This is a genomic window from Robbsia sp. KACC 23696 (genome assembly GCF_039852015.1).
Classification (GTDB): Bacteria; Pseudomonadota; Gammaproteobacteria; order Burkholderiales; family Burkholderiaceae; genus Robbsia.
Map to the genome: position 1 here is coordinate 977,727 of NZ_CP156626.1, position 15,607 is coordinate 993,333.

13 protein-coding genes are annotated in these 15,607 nt (G+C 64.3%); 8 read left to right on the top strand and 5 right to left on the bottom strand.

Features of this window, described 5'->3' with window-relative positions:
- The first annotated feature begins 16 nt into the window (after positions 1-16).
- Positions 17-1,375, top strand: coding sequence for a hypothetical protein (locus ABEG21_RS04025; protein ID WP_347555984.1), 1,359 nt, complete (start codon positions 17-19; stop codon positions 1,373-1,375).
- Between the two features lie 69 nt (positions 1,376-1,444).
- Here ABEG21_RS04025 and ABEG21_RS04030 read toward each other — a convergent pair whose 3' ends face one another.
- Positions 1,445-3,199: a siderophore-interacting protein gene (locus tag ABEG21_RS04030; RefSeq protein ID WP_347555985.1), complete on the bottom strand. Its 1,755-nt coding sequence runs from the start codon at positions 3,197-3,199 to the stop codon at positions 1,445-1,447.
- Between the two features lie 296 nt (positions 3,200-3,495).
- Between ABEG21_RS04030 and ABEG21_RS04035 the strand changes: the two genes are divergently transcribed.
- The 3 genes from ABEG21_RS04035 to ABEG21_RS04045 all read left to right on the top strand — a co-directional run bounded on the left by ABEG21_RS04035 (position 3,496) and on the right by ABEG21_RS04045 (position 6,325).
- The gene (locus tag ABEG21_RS04035; RefSeq protein ID WP_347555986.1) at positions 3,496-4,701 is read left to right on the top strand and encodes an amino acid aminotransferase; all 1,206 of its coding nucleotides are present in this window, start codon (positions 3,496-3,498) and stop codon (positions 4,699-4,701) included.
- Between the two features lie 198 nt (positions 4,702-4,899).
- Positions 4,900-5,055, top strand: coding sequence for a hypothetical protein (locus ABEG21_RS04040; protein ID WP_347555987.1), 156 nt, complete (start codon positions 4,900-4,902; stop codon positions 5,053-5,055).
- Between the two features lie 328 nt (positions 5,056-5,383).
- Positions 5,384-6,325, top strand: a complete 942-nt coding sequence (locus ABEG21_RS04045) for an alpha/beta hydrolase (protein WP_347555988.1) — start codon at positions 5,384-5,386, stop codon at positions 6,323-6,325.
- On the opposite strand, the gene ABEG21_RS04050 is transcribed toward ABEG21_RS04045, so the two are convergent.
- On the bottom strand, positions 6,297-7,199 hold the full coding sequence (locus ABEG21_RS04050; protein WP_347555989.1) for an EcsC family protein: 903 nt from the start codon (positions 7,197-7,199) through the stop codon (positions 6,297-6,299). The genes ABEG21_RS04045 and ABEG21_RS04050 overlap by 29 nt on opposite strands.
- Positions 7,200-7,431: 232 nt before the next feature.
- On the opposite strand from ABEG21_RS04050, the gene ABEG21_RS04055 reads away from it, so the two are divergent.
- Together ABEG21_RS04055 and ABEG21_RS04060 are read left to right on the top strand one after the other, a co-directional pair.
- Positions 7,432-9,117: an MFS transporter gene (locus ABEG21_RS04055; protein ID WP_347555990.1), complete on the top strand. Its 1,686-nt coding sequence runs from the start codon at positions 7,432-7,434 to the stop codon at positions 9,115-9,117.
- Positions 9,118-9,392: 275 nt separating this feature from the next.
- Positions 9,393-10,337 (top strand): MarR family transcriptional regulator, encoded by a 945-nt coding sequence (locus ABEG21_RS04060; RefSeq protein WP_347555991.1) that lies wholly within the window; start codon positions 9,393-9,395, stop codon positions 10,335-10,337.
- 61 nt (positions 10,338-10,398) lie between these two features.
- On the opposite strand, the gene queF is transcribed toward ABEG21_RS04060, so the two are convergent.
- Complete coding sequence (gene queF / locus ABEG21_RS04065; protein ID WP_347555992.1) at positions 10,399-11,229, bottom strand: NADPH-dependent 7-cyano-7-deazaguanine reductase QueF; 831 nt, start codon at positions 11,227-11,229, stop codon at positions 10,399-10,401.
- A gap of 4 nt (positions 11,230-11,233) precedes the next feature.
- Complete coding sequence (ilvA, locus tag ABEG21_RS04070; RefSeq protein WP_347555993.1) at positions 11,234-12,802, bottom strand: threonine ammonia-lyase, biosynthetic; 1,569 nt, start codon at positions 12,800-12,802, stop codon at positions 11,234-11,236.
- 319 nt (positions 12,803-13,121) lie between these two features.
- Between ilvA and ABEG21_RS04075 the strand changes: the two genes are divergently transcribed.
- Together ABEG21_RS04075 and ABEG21_RS04080 are read left to right on the top strand one after the other, a co-directional pair.
- The gene (locus ABEG21_RS04075) at positions 13,122-14,006 is read left to right on the top strand and encodes a CDP-diacylglycerol diphosphatase (protein ID WP_347555994.1); all 885 of its coding nucleotides are present in this window, start codon (positions 13,122-13,124) and stop codon (positions 14,004-14,006) included.
- Between the two features lie 41 nt (positions 14,007-14,047).
- Positions 14,048-15,025 carry a CDP-diacylglycerol diphosphatase gene (locus tag ABEG21_RS04080; protein WP_347555995.1) on the top strand — a complete coding sequence of 326 codons (978 nt, stop codon included), beginning with the start codon at positions 14,048-14,050 and terminating at the stop codon, positions 15,023-15,025.
- Between the two features lie 73 nt (positions 15,026-15,098).
- Here the strand turns inward: ABEG21_RS04080 and ABEG21_RS04085 are convergent, their stop codons facing one another.
- A complete protein-coding gene (locus ABEG21_RS04085) occupies positions 15,099-15,503 on the bottom strand; it encodes a VOC family protein (RefSeq protein WP_347555996.1) in 405 nt (134 codons plus the stop codon).
- Between the last annotated feature and the right edge of the window lie 104 nt (positions 15,504-15,607).

Here is a 15,607-nt window from a genome sequence, read left to right on the forward strand (position 1 = left end):
ACGATTACGACGGCGAATGCGCCTACGCGACGTGGGCTGGCGGATCGGCTTGACGCTGTTGGGCGCGGCGATATCGGTCTCGGTACTGTGGTGGACGCAGACCCCGGACCCCACGCGTTTATTGCAACGCTTATGGCCGGGTGGGAGCGCGGGCAGCGCGTCGGCACCGCGTGATGCGGTCGGCGGCTCGTCGCCATTGAGCAAGACGGTCGCGGCGGCTTTCCCGGCAATCGTGATCGTGCGGCCGGAGGGAGCCGACGCCGCCGCGACGGCGCAGCGCTTCGTCGACGCATTGACCGATGCCGGTCTTTATCCGCAATTCGACACGGTGTTGATCGGTCCGGATCCGGGAACCGCACCCTGTCGTGTGGCATCGGCGCCTTTATTGCAGGCATCGAATGGCCGGTCAGCGCGTCGCACGCAGCGACGGATGCTTTATGTGATCGGCCCCTGCGCATTGCAGCATGCAATCGCCGCGGCGCAGTATGCGCAGCGTATCGCAGCCTTGCGGGTCGGCGTCGTGGAAGAAGACCGCGGGACGCCCGGCAGCGTGCCGTTGATTTTCACTGACATCGATGAAATGGATGCGCGTCTGCTGGTCCCGTCGGCGCAGCGCGTGGGCTATACAGTGCGCGGCGTGATCGCCGCCCCTGCGCTGGCGACGCAGTTGCGATGGGCGCACCGCTATCTGCCGCAGGCGTCGCCCGTGCGTATCGGCTATTGGCGCGACGTCGCCGCGAGCACCGACGGGACACCCGCGCCGTCTCCCGCGCCGAAATCGAAAATGGCAGCCGTGCCCGACTCGCCCACGCGGATCGCCATGCAACGGCCTACGCCGGAGCAGAGGTTGCGCGCCTTGCGCGATGCCGCGCAAGGGCTGGCATCGAACGACGAACGGCTCGGTGCCGTGCCGCAAGAGATGGACGAAAGGGCGGTCGGCGATCGCGTCGACGAGGAGGGGGGCGCGATCGAGATCGTGGCGGCGACGGGGCCGCCTGCCGAGGCGATCGCGCGCTGGCGTCACGCCGGAGTCCGCTTATTGTATGCGGATGCCCATACGCCGCCCGACGTACTGCAGGCGGCGGTTAATGCGGATATCGGCACGTTTTGCGATGCCGATACCGCGTCGATGATCGCTGTGCCGGAAAGCTGTCTGTTGCGTGTGACGCCGTTACGCCAGGCGGCGCCGTCGATGGCCGCTTATCTGGCATCGCAGATCTTGCTGTCACCGCGGACGGCGGTGCCAGCCGGGGGCAAAGCGCCGCTGTGGCAAGCGTTGCCGCAGGGGCCGTTACGCCTTGATGGGCGCTTGGCCAGGAGGATGCAGCAGATGCCGCCGCTGTCCTTGCTGGATGACGTGCGGATCAGTCGGTGACGCGCGGCGCCGCGACGCATGCCGCTTGCACGTCGCGACGCCTTCGCATCCCGCATCCCGCGTCCGGCATCAACCGTCCAGCGATTCGTGCTGATTGCTGGCGCCCTTGCGCCAATAGCTCGCCGCGCGAACGTGTTGCTTGTCGAAGCCGCGTTCGTCGATGAGATGGCTGCGCAGCGCACGTGCCGCCGTCGATTCCGCGGCCACCCAGCCGTGACCGATGCCGGTGGGGAGATCCGCCGCTTGCACGGCTTTCAGCAGCGCATCGCTCGCGCCGGCCGGTACCTCGCCACGCAGCACGGGCGTCACGTGGACGTTTGCGCGACGTTGCCATTGCGGCAAATCGGCGAGCGTGCCGACTTCGGCGAAGACGAAGGCCGTGCAATGCGCGGGCAACTCGTCGATGCGGCGGCCGATTGCCGGGAACGCCGTTTCGTCGCCCGCCAGCAGATACCAATCGAAGGTGTTCGGCACAACGAAGGAGCCGCGTGGTCCCGCGATGCCGAGCAAATCGCCCGGCTGCGCCCCTGCCGCCCATCCGGCCCCGCGTCCGTCGTCCATGTGCGGGGCTGCGCCCGACGCCGTTGCGCCGTGTCCCTCGTCGTGCAGCACGAACTCGATGTCGAGCTCATTGGCGATCGGATCGTAGCGGCGCGGCGTGTAATCGCGCGCGATAGGGCGCTTTGCCGGATCATCGTGGCGTTTTTTCAGGTCGCTCACGTCCGGCATGATTGGCGAGGTGTCTCCGGCGCGTGGGAAGAACACCTTCACATGATCGTCGAACGACGCGCTGACGAAGCCGGCGAGCGCGTCTCCGGTCAAGGTGATACGAACCAGGTGCGACGCCACTTGCGTAACGCGCTTCACTTGCAGCAGGCGGGCCGTGAGCGTGTGCCGGACGCGCTGCGCGGCGAAGCGGTCGGCGTCCACGTGTGCGGTGCCGATGTCGGCCACGGTCGGAGCCGCCGCGATGTCGGCCGTCGCCCTGGCGAGATCAGGCGAAACCGGGGGCGGCATGCCGGCGTTCGCCGCGGAAGCGGACGTCGATGCGGCAGCCGACGCGCGCGCCGTCGGATCCACCACGGTCATCGCGGCGAGTTCGATGGCCGCGGCCACCCGATCCGCTTCACCGTCGTCCCAACGGGCGCCCGGTGCGAGTAGCGCCTGTTTCAGCGTCTCCATCGCCTGCCGTACTCGTGCCGGCAGGGACTCACGTGCGCGCAGCCGTGCCACCATATCGAGGCGCGCGAAGGCGCCACGGATCAGGCTGTCGTTCGCCTGAGCATGGGCGCGACCTGTATCGGTCGCCGAGAAGCGCCGCTTGCCGGATTCGTCCGCGCCCAGTCCGGCGATCCAACGCTGTTCTTCGAGCAAGGTCAGCGTTGGATAGACGACACCGGCACTCGGCGCATAGCCGCCGCGTGTGCGTTCCTCGATGGTGCGGATGATCTCGTAGCCGTGACGCGGTGCTTCCACCAGCAACGACAGCATCACCAAGGGCAGCTCGCCGCGTCCCAGCACGCGACCGCCTTCGCCTTGCCGACCGTGCCGGCCGCCGCGGCCCTCGCCGTCGCGTTCGCGGCGCCAGTCTTCGCCCTCGGGACGGCCATGATGGCCATGGCGGCCACGATGGCCGTGACCTTCGCCGCGCGGACCGCCGTCGGCGGCGTCGAGGCCGGGAGCGTCGCCCCGATGCCGGCCGCGTTCGCGGCCGCGGCCGTTGTCTTCACCACGCGGCGCGTCAGTGTTATCGCCACCCGGGACGTCTTCCCGGGAACGTGCCGGTCCATGGGACCGGAAACCAGAACGGAAGGAGAATTTCATATAGATATATCTAAAGATGATTGCGAAAAGATATATCGATATCTATGCGCTGTCAAATCACGCACGATTCCCGTGCAACACGAAAGGGGTTTTACCGCGTCGTGTACCCAGGCGGTGGCGCGCCGGCACGCATCGATCGGCGCGGCCTGAATTTCTCCAAAAGACCGGTTTTGAGCGCGAAACAGCGGCAAAAGACAGCGGGTGGAGCGCATTCTTGCCGCGACGGGGTCCATGAGGATGTCGCGGCGGCGCAAACACGCTAGACTGACGCCTCGCGCACAATTCTGAGAAACAGTATGTTCCAGCACGTCGATGCCTACGCGGGCGATCCCATCCTGTCGATGATTGAAACCTTCGAGCGCGATCCACGCGCGAACAAGGTCAATCTATCCGTGGGCCTGTACTACGACGCGGAGGGTCGCATTCCGGTGCTGGACTGCGTCCGCGAGGCGCAGGTGCGCATCGACGCCAAGCCGGCGCCGCAGGTCTATCTGCCGATGGAAGGCTTGGCCGGCTATCGCACCGGCGCGCAGCGTCTGATATTTGGTGCGGATCGCCCGGCATTGACGGAAAACCGCATCGCGACGGTGCAGACCGTCGGCGGGTCCGGCGCCCTGAAAATCGGTGCGGACTTCCTGCGCCGCTATTTCCCTAGCAGCGAGATGTGGGTCAGCGATCCGACGTGGGACAACCACGTGGCCTTGTTCGGCGCGGCAGGCTTCAAGGTCAATACCTATCCCTACTACGATGCAGCCAGTGGCGGCTTGCGCTTCGACGCGATGCTGGCCACCTTGGCGGCACTGCCCGAAAAGAGCATCGTGCTGCTGCATCCGTGCTGCCATAACCCCACGGGCGTCGATCCGACGTCCGCGCAATGGGCACAGATCACCGAAGTGCTGAAGGCGCGCAACGTCATTCCGTTCCTCGATATGGCTTATCAGGGATTCGGGGCGGGCATCGACGAAGATGCGGGCCCGGTGCGGATGATGGCCGATGCGGGGCTGCCGATCATCGTCGCGCAGTCGTTCTCGAAAAACCTGTCCTTGTACGGCGAGCGCGTCGGCAGTCTGTCCGTGGTCGCCGAGACGCCGGCGGCCGCCGATGCGGTACTCGGTCAGCTGAAGGCCACGGTCCGCGGCAACTATTCGAGCCCGCCGCGTCACGGCGGCACGCTGGTGTCGACGGTGCTGAACGATCCGGCGCTTTTCGCGCAGTGGGTGGCGGAAGTCGCGCCGATGCGGGTGCGGATTCGCACGATGCGCGAGCGGCTGCATGCCGTGGTGGCGGAACAATTGCCGGGCCGCGACCTCAGCTACTTCATCAAACAGAACGGCATGTTCAGCTACACCGGGCTGACGGGCGAGGAAGTCGACCGCCTCCGGGAAGAGTTTGCCGTGTATCTGATCCGTTCCGGGCGGATGTGCGTCGCCGGCTTGAGCGAAGCGAATGTCGCCTACGTCGGCGAAAGCTTCGCGCAGGTCCTTCGCGACCGTGATGCCTGAGTTGTACGATGACTGCGCCACCGTTCAGCGCAGGGATTTGTTGCTTTAATACCGACGCCTGGCTGGAAAATTTCGTGTAGGCGGGCGCTCTGCGGGTGTAGCGGACGGAAAGTGGTATGACGACTTGCATGCGGGGGCGTCGAGGCGTATTCTAGGGATAACCCTTAGGGGAGATCCCTGAACGTCAAGGACGTCATCATGACCGCCATTGCAAAATTTCTGATTCGTGAAAACGGTGTATTCGGCCGCGGCATCGCTTATGTACGTGCACAATCGCGTCTGGCTTTGCAGCAACACCTGCAAATCTGCCAAGTCGTAGCCGATGCAATGGCGCAGCAGAACGGCAAGCGCTGATACCAGCCTGCCGTTGGGACAGAGAAAGGGATGCCGCGTGTCGGCATCCCTTTTTTGCATTGGTGCGGCCGGTTTCGCGCGCGCGAGTGGCGCGACGCGCACATAAAAAAAGCGCGACCAACAGGCCGCGCCAAAGGAATGGAGACCCCAACAGCATGGGCCACCTTCTCGCCTGCTCATTGTAGGAGCTTGCGGGCGTTCACGCGTCTCAAGATTCAGAAACGACTTATTGCCTGGAGCAGAATAGTCTTGCGATGCTAAGGTGAGATGCGGTGCCGCCTGCCGTATCGATACAATCAGCACCAGCCTATCGAGGAAGATCGTCGCAATGAGTTGGCAGAATGTCTTATTGAGTGGGTTTCTGAAGCGCCGTGTTCGGGCCTTGCGGCATTCGCCGCTGGATGTGGCGTCGGTACGTGCCGGTGCGGAGAAAATGGTCTGGTCGGCGCGGCCGGCAACTGGCTGGGCGATCAAGACGGCGCAGGATCTGGCCCCAGATACCGGCGCGGCGATACCAGGCGAATGGATTGGTCCCAGCTCGCCGCGATTATTGGAAACGAGCCGGCGCATCGTGCTTTATCTGCATGGCGGCGGTTATTTCTTCTGTTCGCCGCGCACGCACCGTGCGGTCACCTGCAAACTGGCCCGTCGCGCGCTCGCGCGGGTATGCGCGCCGGATTACCGGCTGGCGCCCGAGCATCCGGCCCCGGCCGCGTTGGAAGACGCGCTGCGCGTCTGGCATGCGATCCTGGCATCGGGCGAGCGCGCCGAACAGATTGTCGTTGCCGGTGATTCCGCCGGCGGTGGCTTGGCTTTGGCGCTATTGCAGGCACTGCGAGACGCCGGCGAGCCGATGCCCGCTGCCGGCGTGCTGTTTTCGCCGTGGACGGATCTGGCGCTGACGGGCGCGACGCTTGTCAGCAATGCCGAGCGCGATGTCTTGATGGATGGGCAGGGGCTGCGGGATGCCACGTCCCTCGTACTGGGGCCGGATGGCCTGGATGCGCGGGACCCGCGCATCTCACCGCTTTACGGCGATTTCCACGGTCTGCCACCGCTATTGATACAGGCCAGCGACAGCGAAATGCTGCTGGACGATGCGCGCCGCGTGGCTGAACGTGCGCGCGAGGCGGGCGTCGAGGTCACCCTCTCGATGACGCCGCGGGTGCCTCACGCCTGGCAGATGTTTGCACCGGTGCTACCGGAGGGACGCCGTGCCATCGAGGAGGCCGCGCGTTTCATCAAGCGTCATACGCATAGGCATGCTTGACCGCCGCTTCACCGTATTGGCGTTCGAGTGTCCGTACGGTGAAGTGGGCGTGTGCCATGTCCTGGAAATGCGAAATGAAGATCGCATTGACCGCCGCGCCGAAAACCGCGCCGACCACCGGTACCGCCTTCGCCGCCGCCTGTTCGCTGACTTGGGCGGAAAACCGCGCCGCCACCGAGTGCAGTAACTTCGTCACCAGGGCCGAGCTGTGGCCGCCCGCGCCGCGCGCCGCCAATTCGGCGGTGGCGGCGGCCACTTGTTGTGCCATCGCGCCGCGCACCATGAAATAGCCGTAGGACGCATCGTCGTCGTCCTTCGTCGGGCCGCCCATGGCCAACACCGTCAGACATTGCAGTTGCACTTCGGCACTGCGGATATCTTCGCCATGCTGGGCCGCGATCGCGCCGATCGAGCGGAACATCAGCGTGGTGGTGACCGGTAACTCGATCGGCAGTGAAATCATGCCGAAAGCGCCGCCAGCAGCGCCGGTGGCGGCCACGGCCAGTTGGTGCAGGCGCCGACTGCGCTTGCCGCCGCTCTCGCTCCGAGCCGCCGCCGATGCCGGCGTGATCGGCGTCACCGTGTTCGTGTCGTCGAGCGTAAAAGTGAGTTCCTCGGCCGCCTGCGGCGAACGCAAGGTGCGAATTGCCAGACTCAGGCAGGTCTGCAGTGCGCGGCCGGTGGCGTCGTTGACAATCCGACTGGCCGCATTCGGCAGGCGACCGAGTAATTTTTCCACCGGTGCGCCCATCGCCGAGGCTAGCTTGACGGCCAGTCCGGGATTTTCCAGTGTCTGGCGCGCCGTTCTCAGGCGCGCCAGATCGGCGGCCGAGAGCGGTTCGAAGGAGGGCGGAGTGGAAACCTTGTCGATCATGGAGCGTGCGAGCCCTTGCCTGGGGATTAGCGCGATGTGCGCGCAACGTCTTTGATGATACTGCGTGTTTCGCTTATCGGCCGGTCGCGGCGCCGAGCGCTGCGTGCGATAATTTGCCGAAGCAAATTGTTCGAACAAAATTCGTCTGCGTTTGCAGCGTCACCGACGCTCCCGTACAGAGGGCCGCGCCGATCCGCTCAGGTATCGCCTCCCTCCCCCATTTCCTATCGTCATGTCCAATCCGGCATCATCGGAGCCGACAGCGTCACGCGATTCCCGCGCGACGGATGCCGCTGCCGCTGCGTCTCCCGCTTCCTCGCCGTCCCCGGTTTCCGACTCGGCCCTGCCTTTCCGTGCCGCCTTCCTCGCCACGCTCGGTATCGCTTTCGTTGTGATGCTCGTCGCCTTGGATCAGAGCATCGTCGCCACTGCCTTGCCCAGCATCGTCGCCGAGTTGCATGGATTCCGGCTCTATGCGTGGATCGCTACATCGTATTTGCTGACATCGGTGGTCACGGTGCCCATCTTCGGCCGCTTGGGGGACGACTTCGGTCGCAAGCCATTCGTGCTGGCGTCGATCGTCATCTTCACCGGTGCCTCCCTGCTGTGTGGCGTTTCGAGATCGATGACGATGCTGATCATTGCCCGGGCGTTGCAGGGCGTCGGCGGTGGCATGTTGGTCGGGACGGCCTTCGCCTGCGTACCCGACCTGTTCCCCTCGCCGCTGGTGCGCATGCGATGGCAGGTGATCCTGAGTTCGGCCTACGGCATCGCCAATGCCGTGGGCCCGTCGCTCGGCGGGCTGCTGACCGAGACGCTCGGCTGGCGCTCGGTGTTCTTCGTTAATCTGCCGATCGGGGTGATCTCGGCATGGTTCGTCTGGCGCTATCTGCCGCGGCTCCGGCAGGGCATGCACGGCGGGACCCACAAAGGGCGGGTCAAGATCGACTGGCTGGGTGCCGTCCTCCTGGCCGGCGCCCTGGTCGCGATCCAACTGGGCGTCGGGCGCTTGCAGAACGATGGGATCGGACTACCCGGGCTCGGACTGCTGGCCTTGGCCGCGGTTGCGGGAGTCGCATTGTGGCAATGCGAGCGCCGCGCCACGCATCCGATCCTGCCGTTGACGATGTTCGCCGATGTGCGGCTGTCGTCGCTGTTCATGTTGTCTCTGCTGGCAGGAGGCGCATTGTTTTCGCTGCTGTTCTACGCGCCGCTGTTGTTTCAGGGTGGCTTCGGTTTGTCGCCCGGAAATGCGGGTGCGCTTGTCACGCCATTGGTTGTCTGTATTACAGTGGGCAGCATCACGAACAGCCGGATCATTACCCGACTTCGTAAGCCTAATCGCATGTTGACGCTGGGCTTTGGTCTGTTGACCGTAGGGTGTATCGGCGTGATGCTGGCGCAACGGACGACGCCGGTATGGTGGCTCAGTACCTGCATGGCGAGCACGGGTTTGGGTCTCGGATGGATACTGCCCAATCTGACGGTGTTCGGTCAGGAGCAGGCGGGACGGGAACGGTTGGGTACCGTGACGGCGATGTTGCAATCGCTGCGCATGATTGGCGGCATGACGGGGACGGCGCTGACCGGTGCCGTGATCTCGCATGTCTACCAGGCGCGGATCCGCACCCTGTTGGATTCGGCGCAGTTGTCATCCTGGTTCGGGGCGATGGCCAATCCGCAAATCCTGGTAGATCAGCAAGATGAGACACGGCTGGTCGCGCAACTAGTACGAGCTGGGCATAATGGCCAGGTCATTGATCTGGCGCGCAGCGCACTGGTTACCGCCGTGCACCTGGGTCTGGGTTGCGCCGTTCTGGCCGCCGCCTGGGGTTTGTGGCAGACACGACGGGTACCGTCGATTCAGTTCTCGAAAGAGAAAAAGGCGACACCGTCATCGCCCGGGGATAAAAAATAAGACGAGGCTCATCGCGCGGATGAGCCGATTCGGGCACCGATGCGGCGTGCCCGCTGAGCAATAGGGCCTACGAGGACGGGAAGCCGTGCATCGGCAATGTGAAAAACGGTCCGAGAAAAGCATGATAGATGATTCGTACTCCAAAGAGATGGAGAAACGGATCCAGGCGAGGCAGGCACTTCAGGGCGGGTGGCCAGGGTGTGATGTGAGGAGATGCGTTTGACGCGGGTCGGCCGGAAGGTCGGCTTCAGGAATGGATATAGGAGACGAAAAACGTGAACGGGAACTTGGCCGGTGACGTAGTGGATGCGCCGGGACGCAGCATCTTCGATGGAATAGACGGCATGCAGCAACGGACTGACGAAACAAGCTGGGTTCCGGCGCGGCCGGCAGCAATTGCCAGGACGCCGCTGACGACGGCGCAAATCGATGCACTGAATGCCGCCTTCGACGCGATCGCGAAGATCGTCGGCAGCCAGGGCGGCGATGCCGGTGCGGGTGCCGATGCCGACACGGCCGCTGCCAATGCGGCGGAGGCGCCGACCGAAGGCGTGCATTCGCTCGTCGACGCGGGCGCCATTGCCGCACGTCGGGAGGCCTTGTCGCGCGGCGCGATCGCGCTGCACGATGTCGTCGAATTGGCCCGTGGCGTGATTTTGGGCACGCGTGCCGCCGATGCGAGAACGGCTGCGGAACCGGCCAACGCCAACGCCACGGCCGCCGGCGCGGCGCGCGCACTGTCGCTCGACGAGCTGTGTAACGATCTGGCACAGGCGTGCAATCGCCTGAGCCGCGACTACACGACGGGTTTATGCGGTCACAACGAACAGAAGATTTCGGCACCGGAATGGCGCGTGCTGAAATGCATGTCGGATTGGAAGGACGAGCATCCGCAAAAGCTGTTGGTCAGCACGCTGGGAATCGATGCCGGTGCGTTGACGCGTGTGTGCCAGGGACTGGAAAACGGCCGCGGCGCAATCAATCGCGAACCGGATGCCCGTGACAACCGCTTGAACAATCTGTGTCTGACGGACCAGGGCCGCAAGCTGATCGATGTCGCCACGCCGCAGATCGCGACCTTCCATCGCCGCCTGCAGGATGCCGTCGCCAGCGGTCCGGTGCTGGAGTTTCTGTATCTGCTGGTCAACCAGGTCGAGCAGCGTTTTGCCGAGTGGTCCAGCAGCGACCAGCGGGCACGCTCGGGCAACGCCAAGAATTGACGGCGGCGGTGTGCGGGAGCATGTCGAAAGGGGCGCGCCGCGTGGGTGCGCCCCGTTTTGTTTACTGACGCGCGGTGCGGGCGTTATCCGGCACGGGCATGTTGAAATTGGTCCGGAAGGGGTTGATGTCCAGCCCACCGCGGCGCGTATAACGCGCATAAACCGCCAGTTTCAACGGGCGGCACTGGCGTAGCACATCGAGGAAAATCTGCTCGACGCATTGCTCGTGAAAGCCGGTATGGCGACGGAACGAGACGATGTAGCGCAGCAACCCGGCCTGATCGATCTGCGGGCCCGAATAGCGGATCTGTACGCTCCCCCAATCGGGTTGCCCGGTGACCGGACAGTTTGACCGAAGCAGATTCGACACCAGCGTCTCCTCCACCGGCGCTTCATCGACGCGCGCGTGCAGCAAGGACGCATCCGGCGCGTAGACGTCGCAGTCCAGATCGAGGCGATCCAAATCCGTTCCCGATAGCTCGTCGAGCGCCAGTTGGTCGAACGCGTGCGGCAGCGTCAATTGCACGTTGACGCTAGCGCCGCACACGGCGCCGATATCGCGGCGCAAGGTGTCCCGCAGTGATTCCACCGAGTCGAGACGCGTTTGCGCGAAAGACCCGAGATACAACTTCAGCGACTTCGATTCGACGATCAAGGGCGCGTCGGCGGGGACGATCAGCGTCAGCACCGCGATCTGGGGCTTGCCGCGGGCATTGAGCCAGGAGAGTTCGTACGCATTCCAGATGTCGGCACCGAAGAACGGCAAGGGCGCGCCCGCCGTCAGTCCGAGTTCGGCACGCCCTTGCGCGCGCGGGATCGGGAAGAGCAGGGACGGGTCGTATTGATCCGCATAGTCGACCGCCTTGCCGAGCGACGATTGGTCCGGGGTCATCGTGTCATGTCCTCTCGTTACGCTGCACGCCGGGCGTACGCTTTGCCGCGTCGGCAAGAAACAGGCGATAGGCGGGATTCGCCGTCTCCTCCCTGTACGGATAGCCGATGCGTTCGAGGAAGGCGGCGAAGGCCGCGCTGTCTTCGGTCGGCACCTGCAAGCCCACCAGCACGCTGCAATAGTCGGCGCCCTGATTGCGATAATGGAATAGGCTGATGTTCCAGTTCGGCGACATCGCCGAAAGAAAGCGCATCAGCGCCCCCGGGCGTTCCGGAAACTCGAAGCGATAGAGCAGCTCGTCATGGGCATTCGGTGAGTGCCCTCCCACCATATGACGGACGTGCTGTTTCGCCAATTCGTCGTGCGTCAGGTTGATCGTCGAGAAGCCGGCGCGTTCGAATGCCTCGGCCAGTGCCGGACCTTCTTCGCGGCTGCGCGTCTGCACGCCGACGAAGATGTGCGCGGCCTGCGAATCGGCGATGCGGTAATTGAATTCGGTCACCGCGCGGTCGCCGACGATTTCGCAGAAGTGGCGGAAGCTGCCGCGCTCCTCGGGGATCGTGACGGCGAAGACGGCTTCACGCGCCTCGCCCACTTCCGCACGTTCCGCGACAAAGCGCATCCGATCGAAGTTCAGGTTTGCACCGGAATTGATCGCGATCAGCGTCTGTTGCGTCAGTCCATCGCGTTCCACGACCAGTTTCAGGCCGGCCAGCGCGAGGGCGCCCGCAGGCTCCAGCAAGCTGCGCGTGTCCTGAAAGACGTCCTTGATGGCGGCGCACAGCGCGTCCGTATCGACGCGAACCACTTCGTCGACATGCAATTGACAGAGCCGGAACGTTTCTTCGCCCACCAGCTTGACGGCGGTGCCGTCTGAAAACAGGCCGACATCGGTCAGGGAGACGCGTTCGCCGGCCGCCAGGGACTGCGCCATCGCACAGGAATCGACGGTCTGAACGCCGATGATCCGCGTTTCCGGGCGAACTGCCTTGACGTAGGCGGAGACCCCCGAAATCAAGCCGCCGCCGCCGATCGGCACGAAGATCGCGTCGATGTGGCCAGGATGTTGACGCAGAATTTCCATCGCCACGGTGCCGGCGCCCGCGATCACGTCGGGATCGTCGAACGGGTGCACGAAGGTCAGGCCGCGCGCCGCCTGCAGCGTGAGCGCATGCCCATAGGCGTCCGAATACGATTCGCCGTGCAGCACGACCTCGACAAAGGCGCCGCCATGGGCGCGTACCGCATCCACCTTGACCTGCGGCGTCGTGGTCGGCATGACGATGACGGCCGTGCAGCCCAGCCGCGCCGCGGCGAGCGCCACGCCCTGGGCATGATTGCCGGCCGAGGCGGCGAGTACGCCTCGCGCGCGCTCCGCATCGTCCAACTGCGCCATCTTGTTATAGGCGCCGCGCAACTTGAACGAGAACACCGGTTGATTGTCTTCGCGCTTCAACCAAATGCGATTGTCGATGCGCGCGGACAGGTTGGGGGCGTAATCCAGTTCGCTTTCGCGGGCGACGTCGTAGACGCGCGCATTCAACACTTTTCGCAGATAGTCGGGGGCTGACATGGTGCCACTTGCGGTGGGTAAAACATCTATGATATCGCGATTTGCGTCGCAATCCGGTCATGAAACGACGACAAAATGGCTGTCAAGCCATTTTGAGACACCGATCGCGGCGGCCGAGCGCAGCGACCTTTCCGAGCGGACGCGAGTGGGGCGCGCCCTGTACGCTTCGGCAAATGCGCTGAGAGAGCGGATATGTCTACGGCCTCGCGTGATCTCCTCGTTAGGCTGACTGGCAGCTGGGTGGACGATTAGGCGACGGTGATCGGCTGTTCGCTGGACCGCACGCCTCGATGACGTTTCATCGCCCAGGATCGCCGCCATGACCTTCCGTTCGCTCGTCGCCGTGGTTGCTTGCGTGGTGTTGATCGGCGGTATCAGCGCCTGCGCGCCCGGCGAGTCGACATCGACCGCCGGAAGCAATCACGTGCAGCTCGTGTGTGTCTGTGCGCCTGCGCCTGCCGTTGCGGCTGGCACGAAGGCGCCGACCGAGCCGGTCGAATCGGTCGAGCTGGTCGAGCTGGTCGAATCGGAGTGCGCGGAGACGATGCTGCCGACTGGAGCACGAATGGCATTGGCGCGGCGTGTTGCGTCCTGCGCCAGATGCCTGGCGGAGCCGAATTTGTGCGTTCGGTTCGATCGCGCCTGCGACGTGGTGGTCTTAAAAGACGTCAAAGGAAAGTCGCATTATCTCTTGCTGCCCATTTCGTCCATCAGCGGGATCGAGTCTCCGGATCTGCAGCAATTCGAGACCTTGCCTTATTTGTATTACGCCTGGTTCTCCGCGCTCGAGTTCGTCGGGAGTCGCAGGAACGGGATCGAGATCAGTCTGGCAATCAACGCGCAAACCACGCGAACGCAGGATCATTTGCATATCCATCTCGACCGCGTCAAGCCCGACGTCTATGATTCGCTGAAATGGGCGGACGTGTCGACCGACTGGTCCGAGTGGGCGTACGACGGTGATCTCTGGCATGTCCGGCGCATGTCCCTGGACGAGCTCAAAGCGACAAACGTATTCGCCACGATCGCGGACGAGCTTCCTGGGCCTGCGGATCGGATGACGCGACGGACGGTCTTCATCACCGGCGCGCCGTCGTTTCATAAGAGCCGCGACGCGGACGAGGTCTATCTCGCGGTGCGATCGATGAACGACGTTCATGACGGCCACAGCGCGGAGTCATTACAGCAGGTAGATGACGCGTGAGCGTGCATGACTTTCTTTCCACTGCAGCCCTTGGACGCACGATGAGTGACCGCCTTTCCGACATGCCTTCGATACCCATTGGCCGCGACATCGCCGGGACGCTTGCTGCCGGCGTGCGCCCGTCATCTGGGCGTGGCCGCGGAGTCGTCGGACGCCGCGTTGCGTGTCGCATCGTGCTCGGCTGCCTGGTGGTCGGCGTGCTTGGCGGCTGTCGGAACACCGGTTCCGCACGGCCGTTCGATGCGTCTGCGGAGATCGTGCCGCCGCGCGCGGCCGGCGCCGTCATGCCGGCATCGTCGCCCGGCGCCGCGCGACGTCAGGCCTTGGCGCGGATCGTCGCACGGTGCGGTGCCACCGCTGACCACCAGCCTTGCCTGGTGTACGACACCGCCGGCGACGACGTGGTGCTAAAAGACATTCGGGGACAGTCGCAGTTTCTGTTGTTGCCGATTTCGTCGGTTTCCGGCATCGAGGATCCGGCCGTGTTGCGTGCCGACACGCCGTCTTACTTCTACGAGGCCTGGCATCAGCGCCGCCACGTGATCGCGGCGTTGGCCAAGTCGTTGCAGGATAACGAGATCGCGTTGGCGATCAATCCCGCAAATGCGCGTTCGCAGGATCACTTGCATATTCACATCGACTGCGCGCGCGCCGATGTGCGGGACACGCTCGCTGCCGCATCGATATCGGACGTGTGGACCGACGTGTCGCTGGGCGGCGGGACGTGGCAAGTGCGGCGCTTGTCGCTCGAAGCGTTGCGCACCGGTAATCTCTTTGCCATGGTCGCACGGGAACTTCCCGGCGCGGCGCACGACATGGGGCATCAAACAATTTTCGTGACCGGTGCGCCCTCGACGGGACACGGCGCGGCCGCTGCCGGTGGCGCGGCGACGGCGCTGCTTGTCGCCGTGCGGCGTTTGGCCGTGCCGCTGCTAGGCGGCCCGAGTGCGGAGGATTTGCAGGATCACGCCTGCGGCTTGGCGTCGCACCGGGCGTCTGGACCGCGTGCGCCGCTGTAGTCCTAATCCGCTGGCAGCCGCTAGCGAGTCGGTCGGCAGGAAAGGCGACGGTCGCCGTCAGCGCAAGTGCGATTCAGGCAAGAAACGGCGTCGGTGAAAAATGGACGACCGCCAGTTTGTTGCCATCGAGATCCCGGAAATAGGCGGCGTACATCTGCGGGTGATAATCGATGCGCGGGCCCGGGGCGCCTTCGCACTGGCCGCCCGCCGCTAGTGCCGCGGCATGCACGATATCGACACTGGCGCTGTCCGGTGCATCGAATGCGATCATCGTGCCATTCCCCACACTGGCTGCTCGGCCGTCGAAGGGGCGTGTCACATTGAAGAACGCCTCCAGGATCGTCCCGCCACGGGGACCGAACATCGTTTCGTGTTCGCTTTCGTGAAGCACATCCAGGTTCAGGCCGGCCAAGACCGAGCGATAAAAGTGGCGGCTTTTTTCGACGCTGGCCGTACCGACGGTGACGTAACCCAACATAAGACTTTCCTCCCGACTTTCCTTCCTTTACCCGACGGCGCGCGGATGCGAGGCCATCAGCCGAAGGACGCATCGATTAAAGCGTCGCCGCGCGGCGCTTTCCA

What these genes read in the sequence shown, in the direction of transcription:
- ABEG21_RS04025 (WP_347555984.1), top strand. Translation starts at nt 17, where the DNA reads ATGCGCCTACGCGACGTGGGCTGGCGGATCGGCTTGACGCTGTTGGGC.
- ABEG21_RS04030 (WP_347555985.1), bottom strand. Translation starts at nt 3,199, where the DNA reads ATGAAATTCTCCTTCCGTTCTGGTTTCCGGTCCCATGGACCGGCACGT.
- ABEG21_RS04035 (WP_347555986.1), top strand. Translation starts at nt 3,496, where the DNA reads ATGTTCCAGCACGTCGATGCCTACGCGGGCGATCCCATCCTGTCGATG.
- ABEG21_RS04040 (WP_347555987.1), top strand. Translation starts at nt 4,900, where the DNA reads ATGACCGCCATTGCAAAATTTCTGATTCGTGAAAACGGTGTATTCGGC.
- ABEG21_RS04045 (WP_347555988.1), top strand. Translation starts at nt 5,384, where the DNA reads ATGAGTTGGCAGAATGTCTTATTGAGTGGGTTTCTGAAGCGCCGTGTT.
- ABEG21_RS04050 (WP_347555989.1), bottom strand. Translation starts at nt 7,199, where the DNA reads ATGATCGACAAGGTTTCCACTCCGCCCTCCTTCGAACCGCTCTCGGCC.
- ABEG21_RS04055 (WP_347555990.1), top strand. Translation starts at nt 7,432, where the DNA reads ATGTCCAATCCGGCATCATCGGAGCCGACAGCGTCACGCGATTCCCGC.
- queF (WP_347555992.1), bottom strand. Translation starts at nt 11,229, where the DNA reads ATGACCCCGGACCAATCGTCGCTCGGCAAGGCGGTCGACTATGCGGAT.
- ilvA (WP_347555993.1), bottom strand. Translation starts at nt 12,802, where the DNA reads ATGTCAGCCCCCGACTATCTGCGAAAAGTGTTGAATGCGCGCGTCTAC.
- ABEG21_RS04075 (WP_347555994.1), top strand. Translation starts at nt 13,122, where the DNA reads ATGACCTTCCGTTCGCTCGTCGCCGTGGTTGCTTGCGTGGTGTTGATC.
- ABEG21_RS04080 (WP_347555995.1), top strand. Translation starts at nt 14,048, where the DNA reads ATGAGTGACCGCCTTTCCGACATGCCTTCGATACCCATTGGCCGCGAC.
- ABEG21_RS04085 (WP_347555996.1), bottom strand. Translation starts at nt 15,503, where the DNA reads ATGTTGGGTTACGTCACCGTCGGTACGGCCAGCGTCGAAAAAAGCCGC.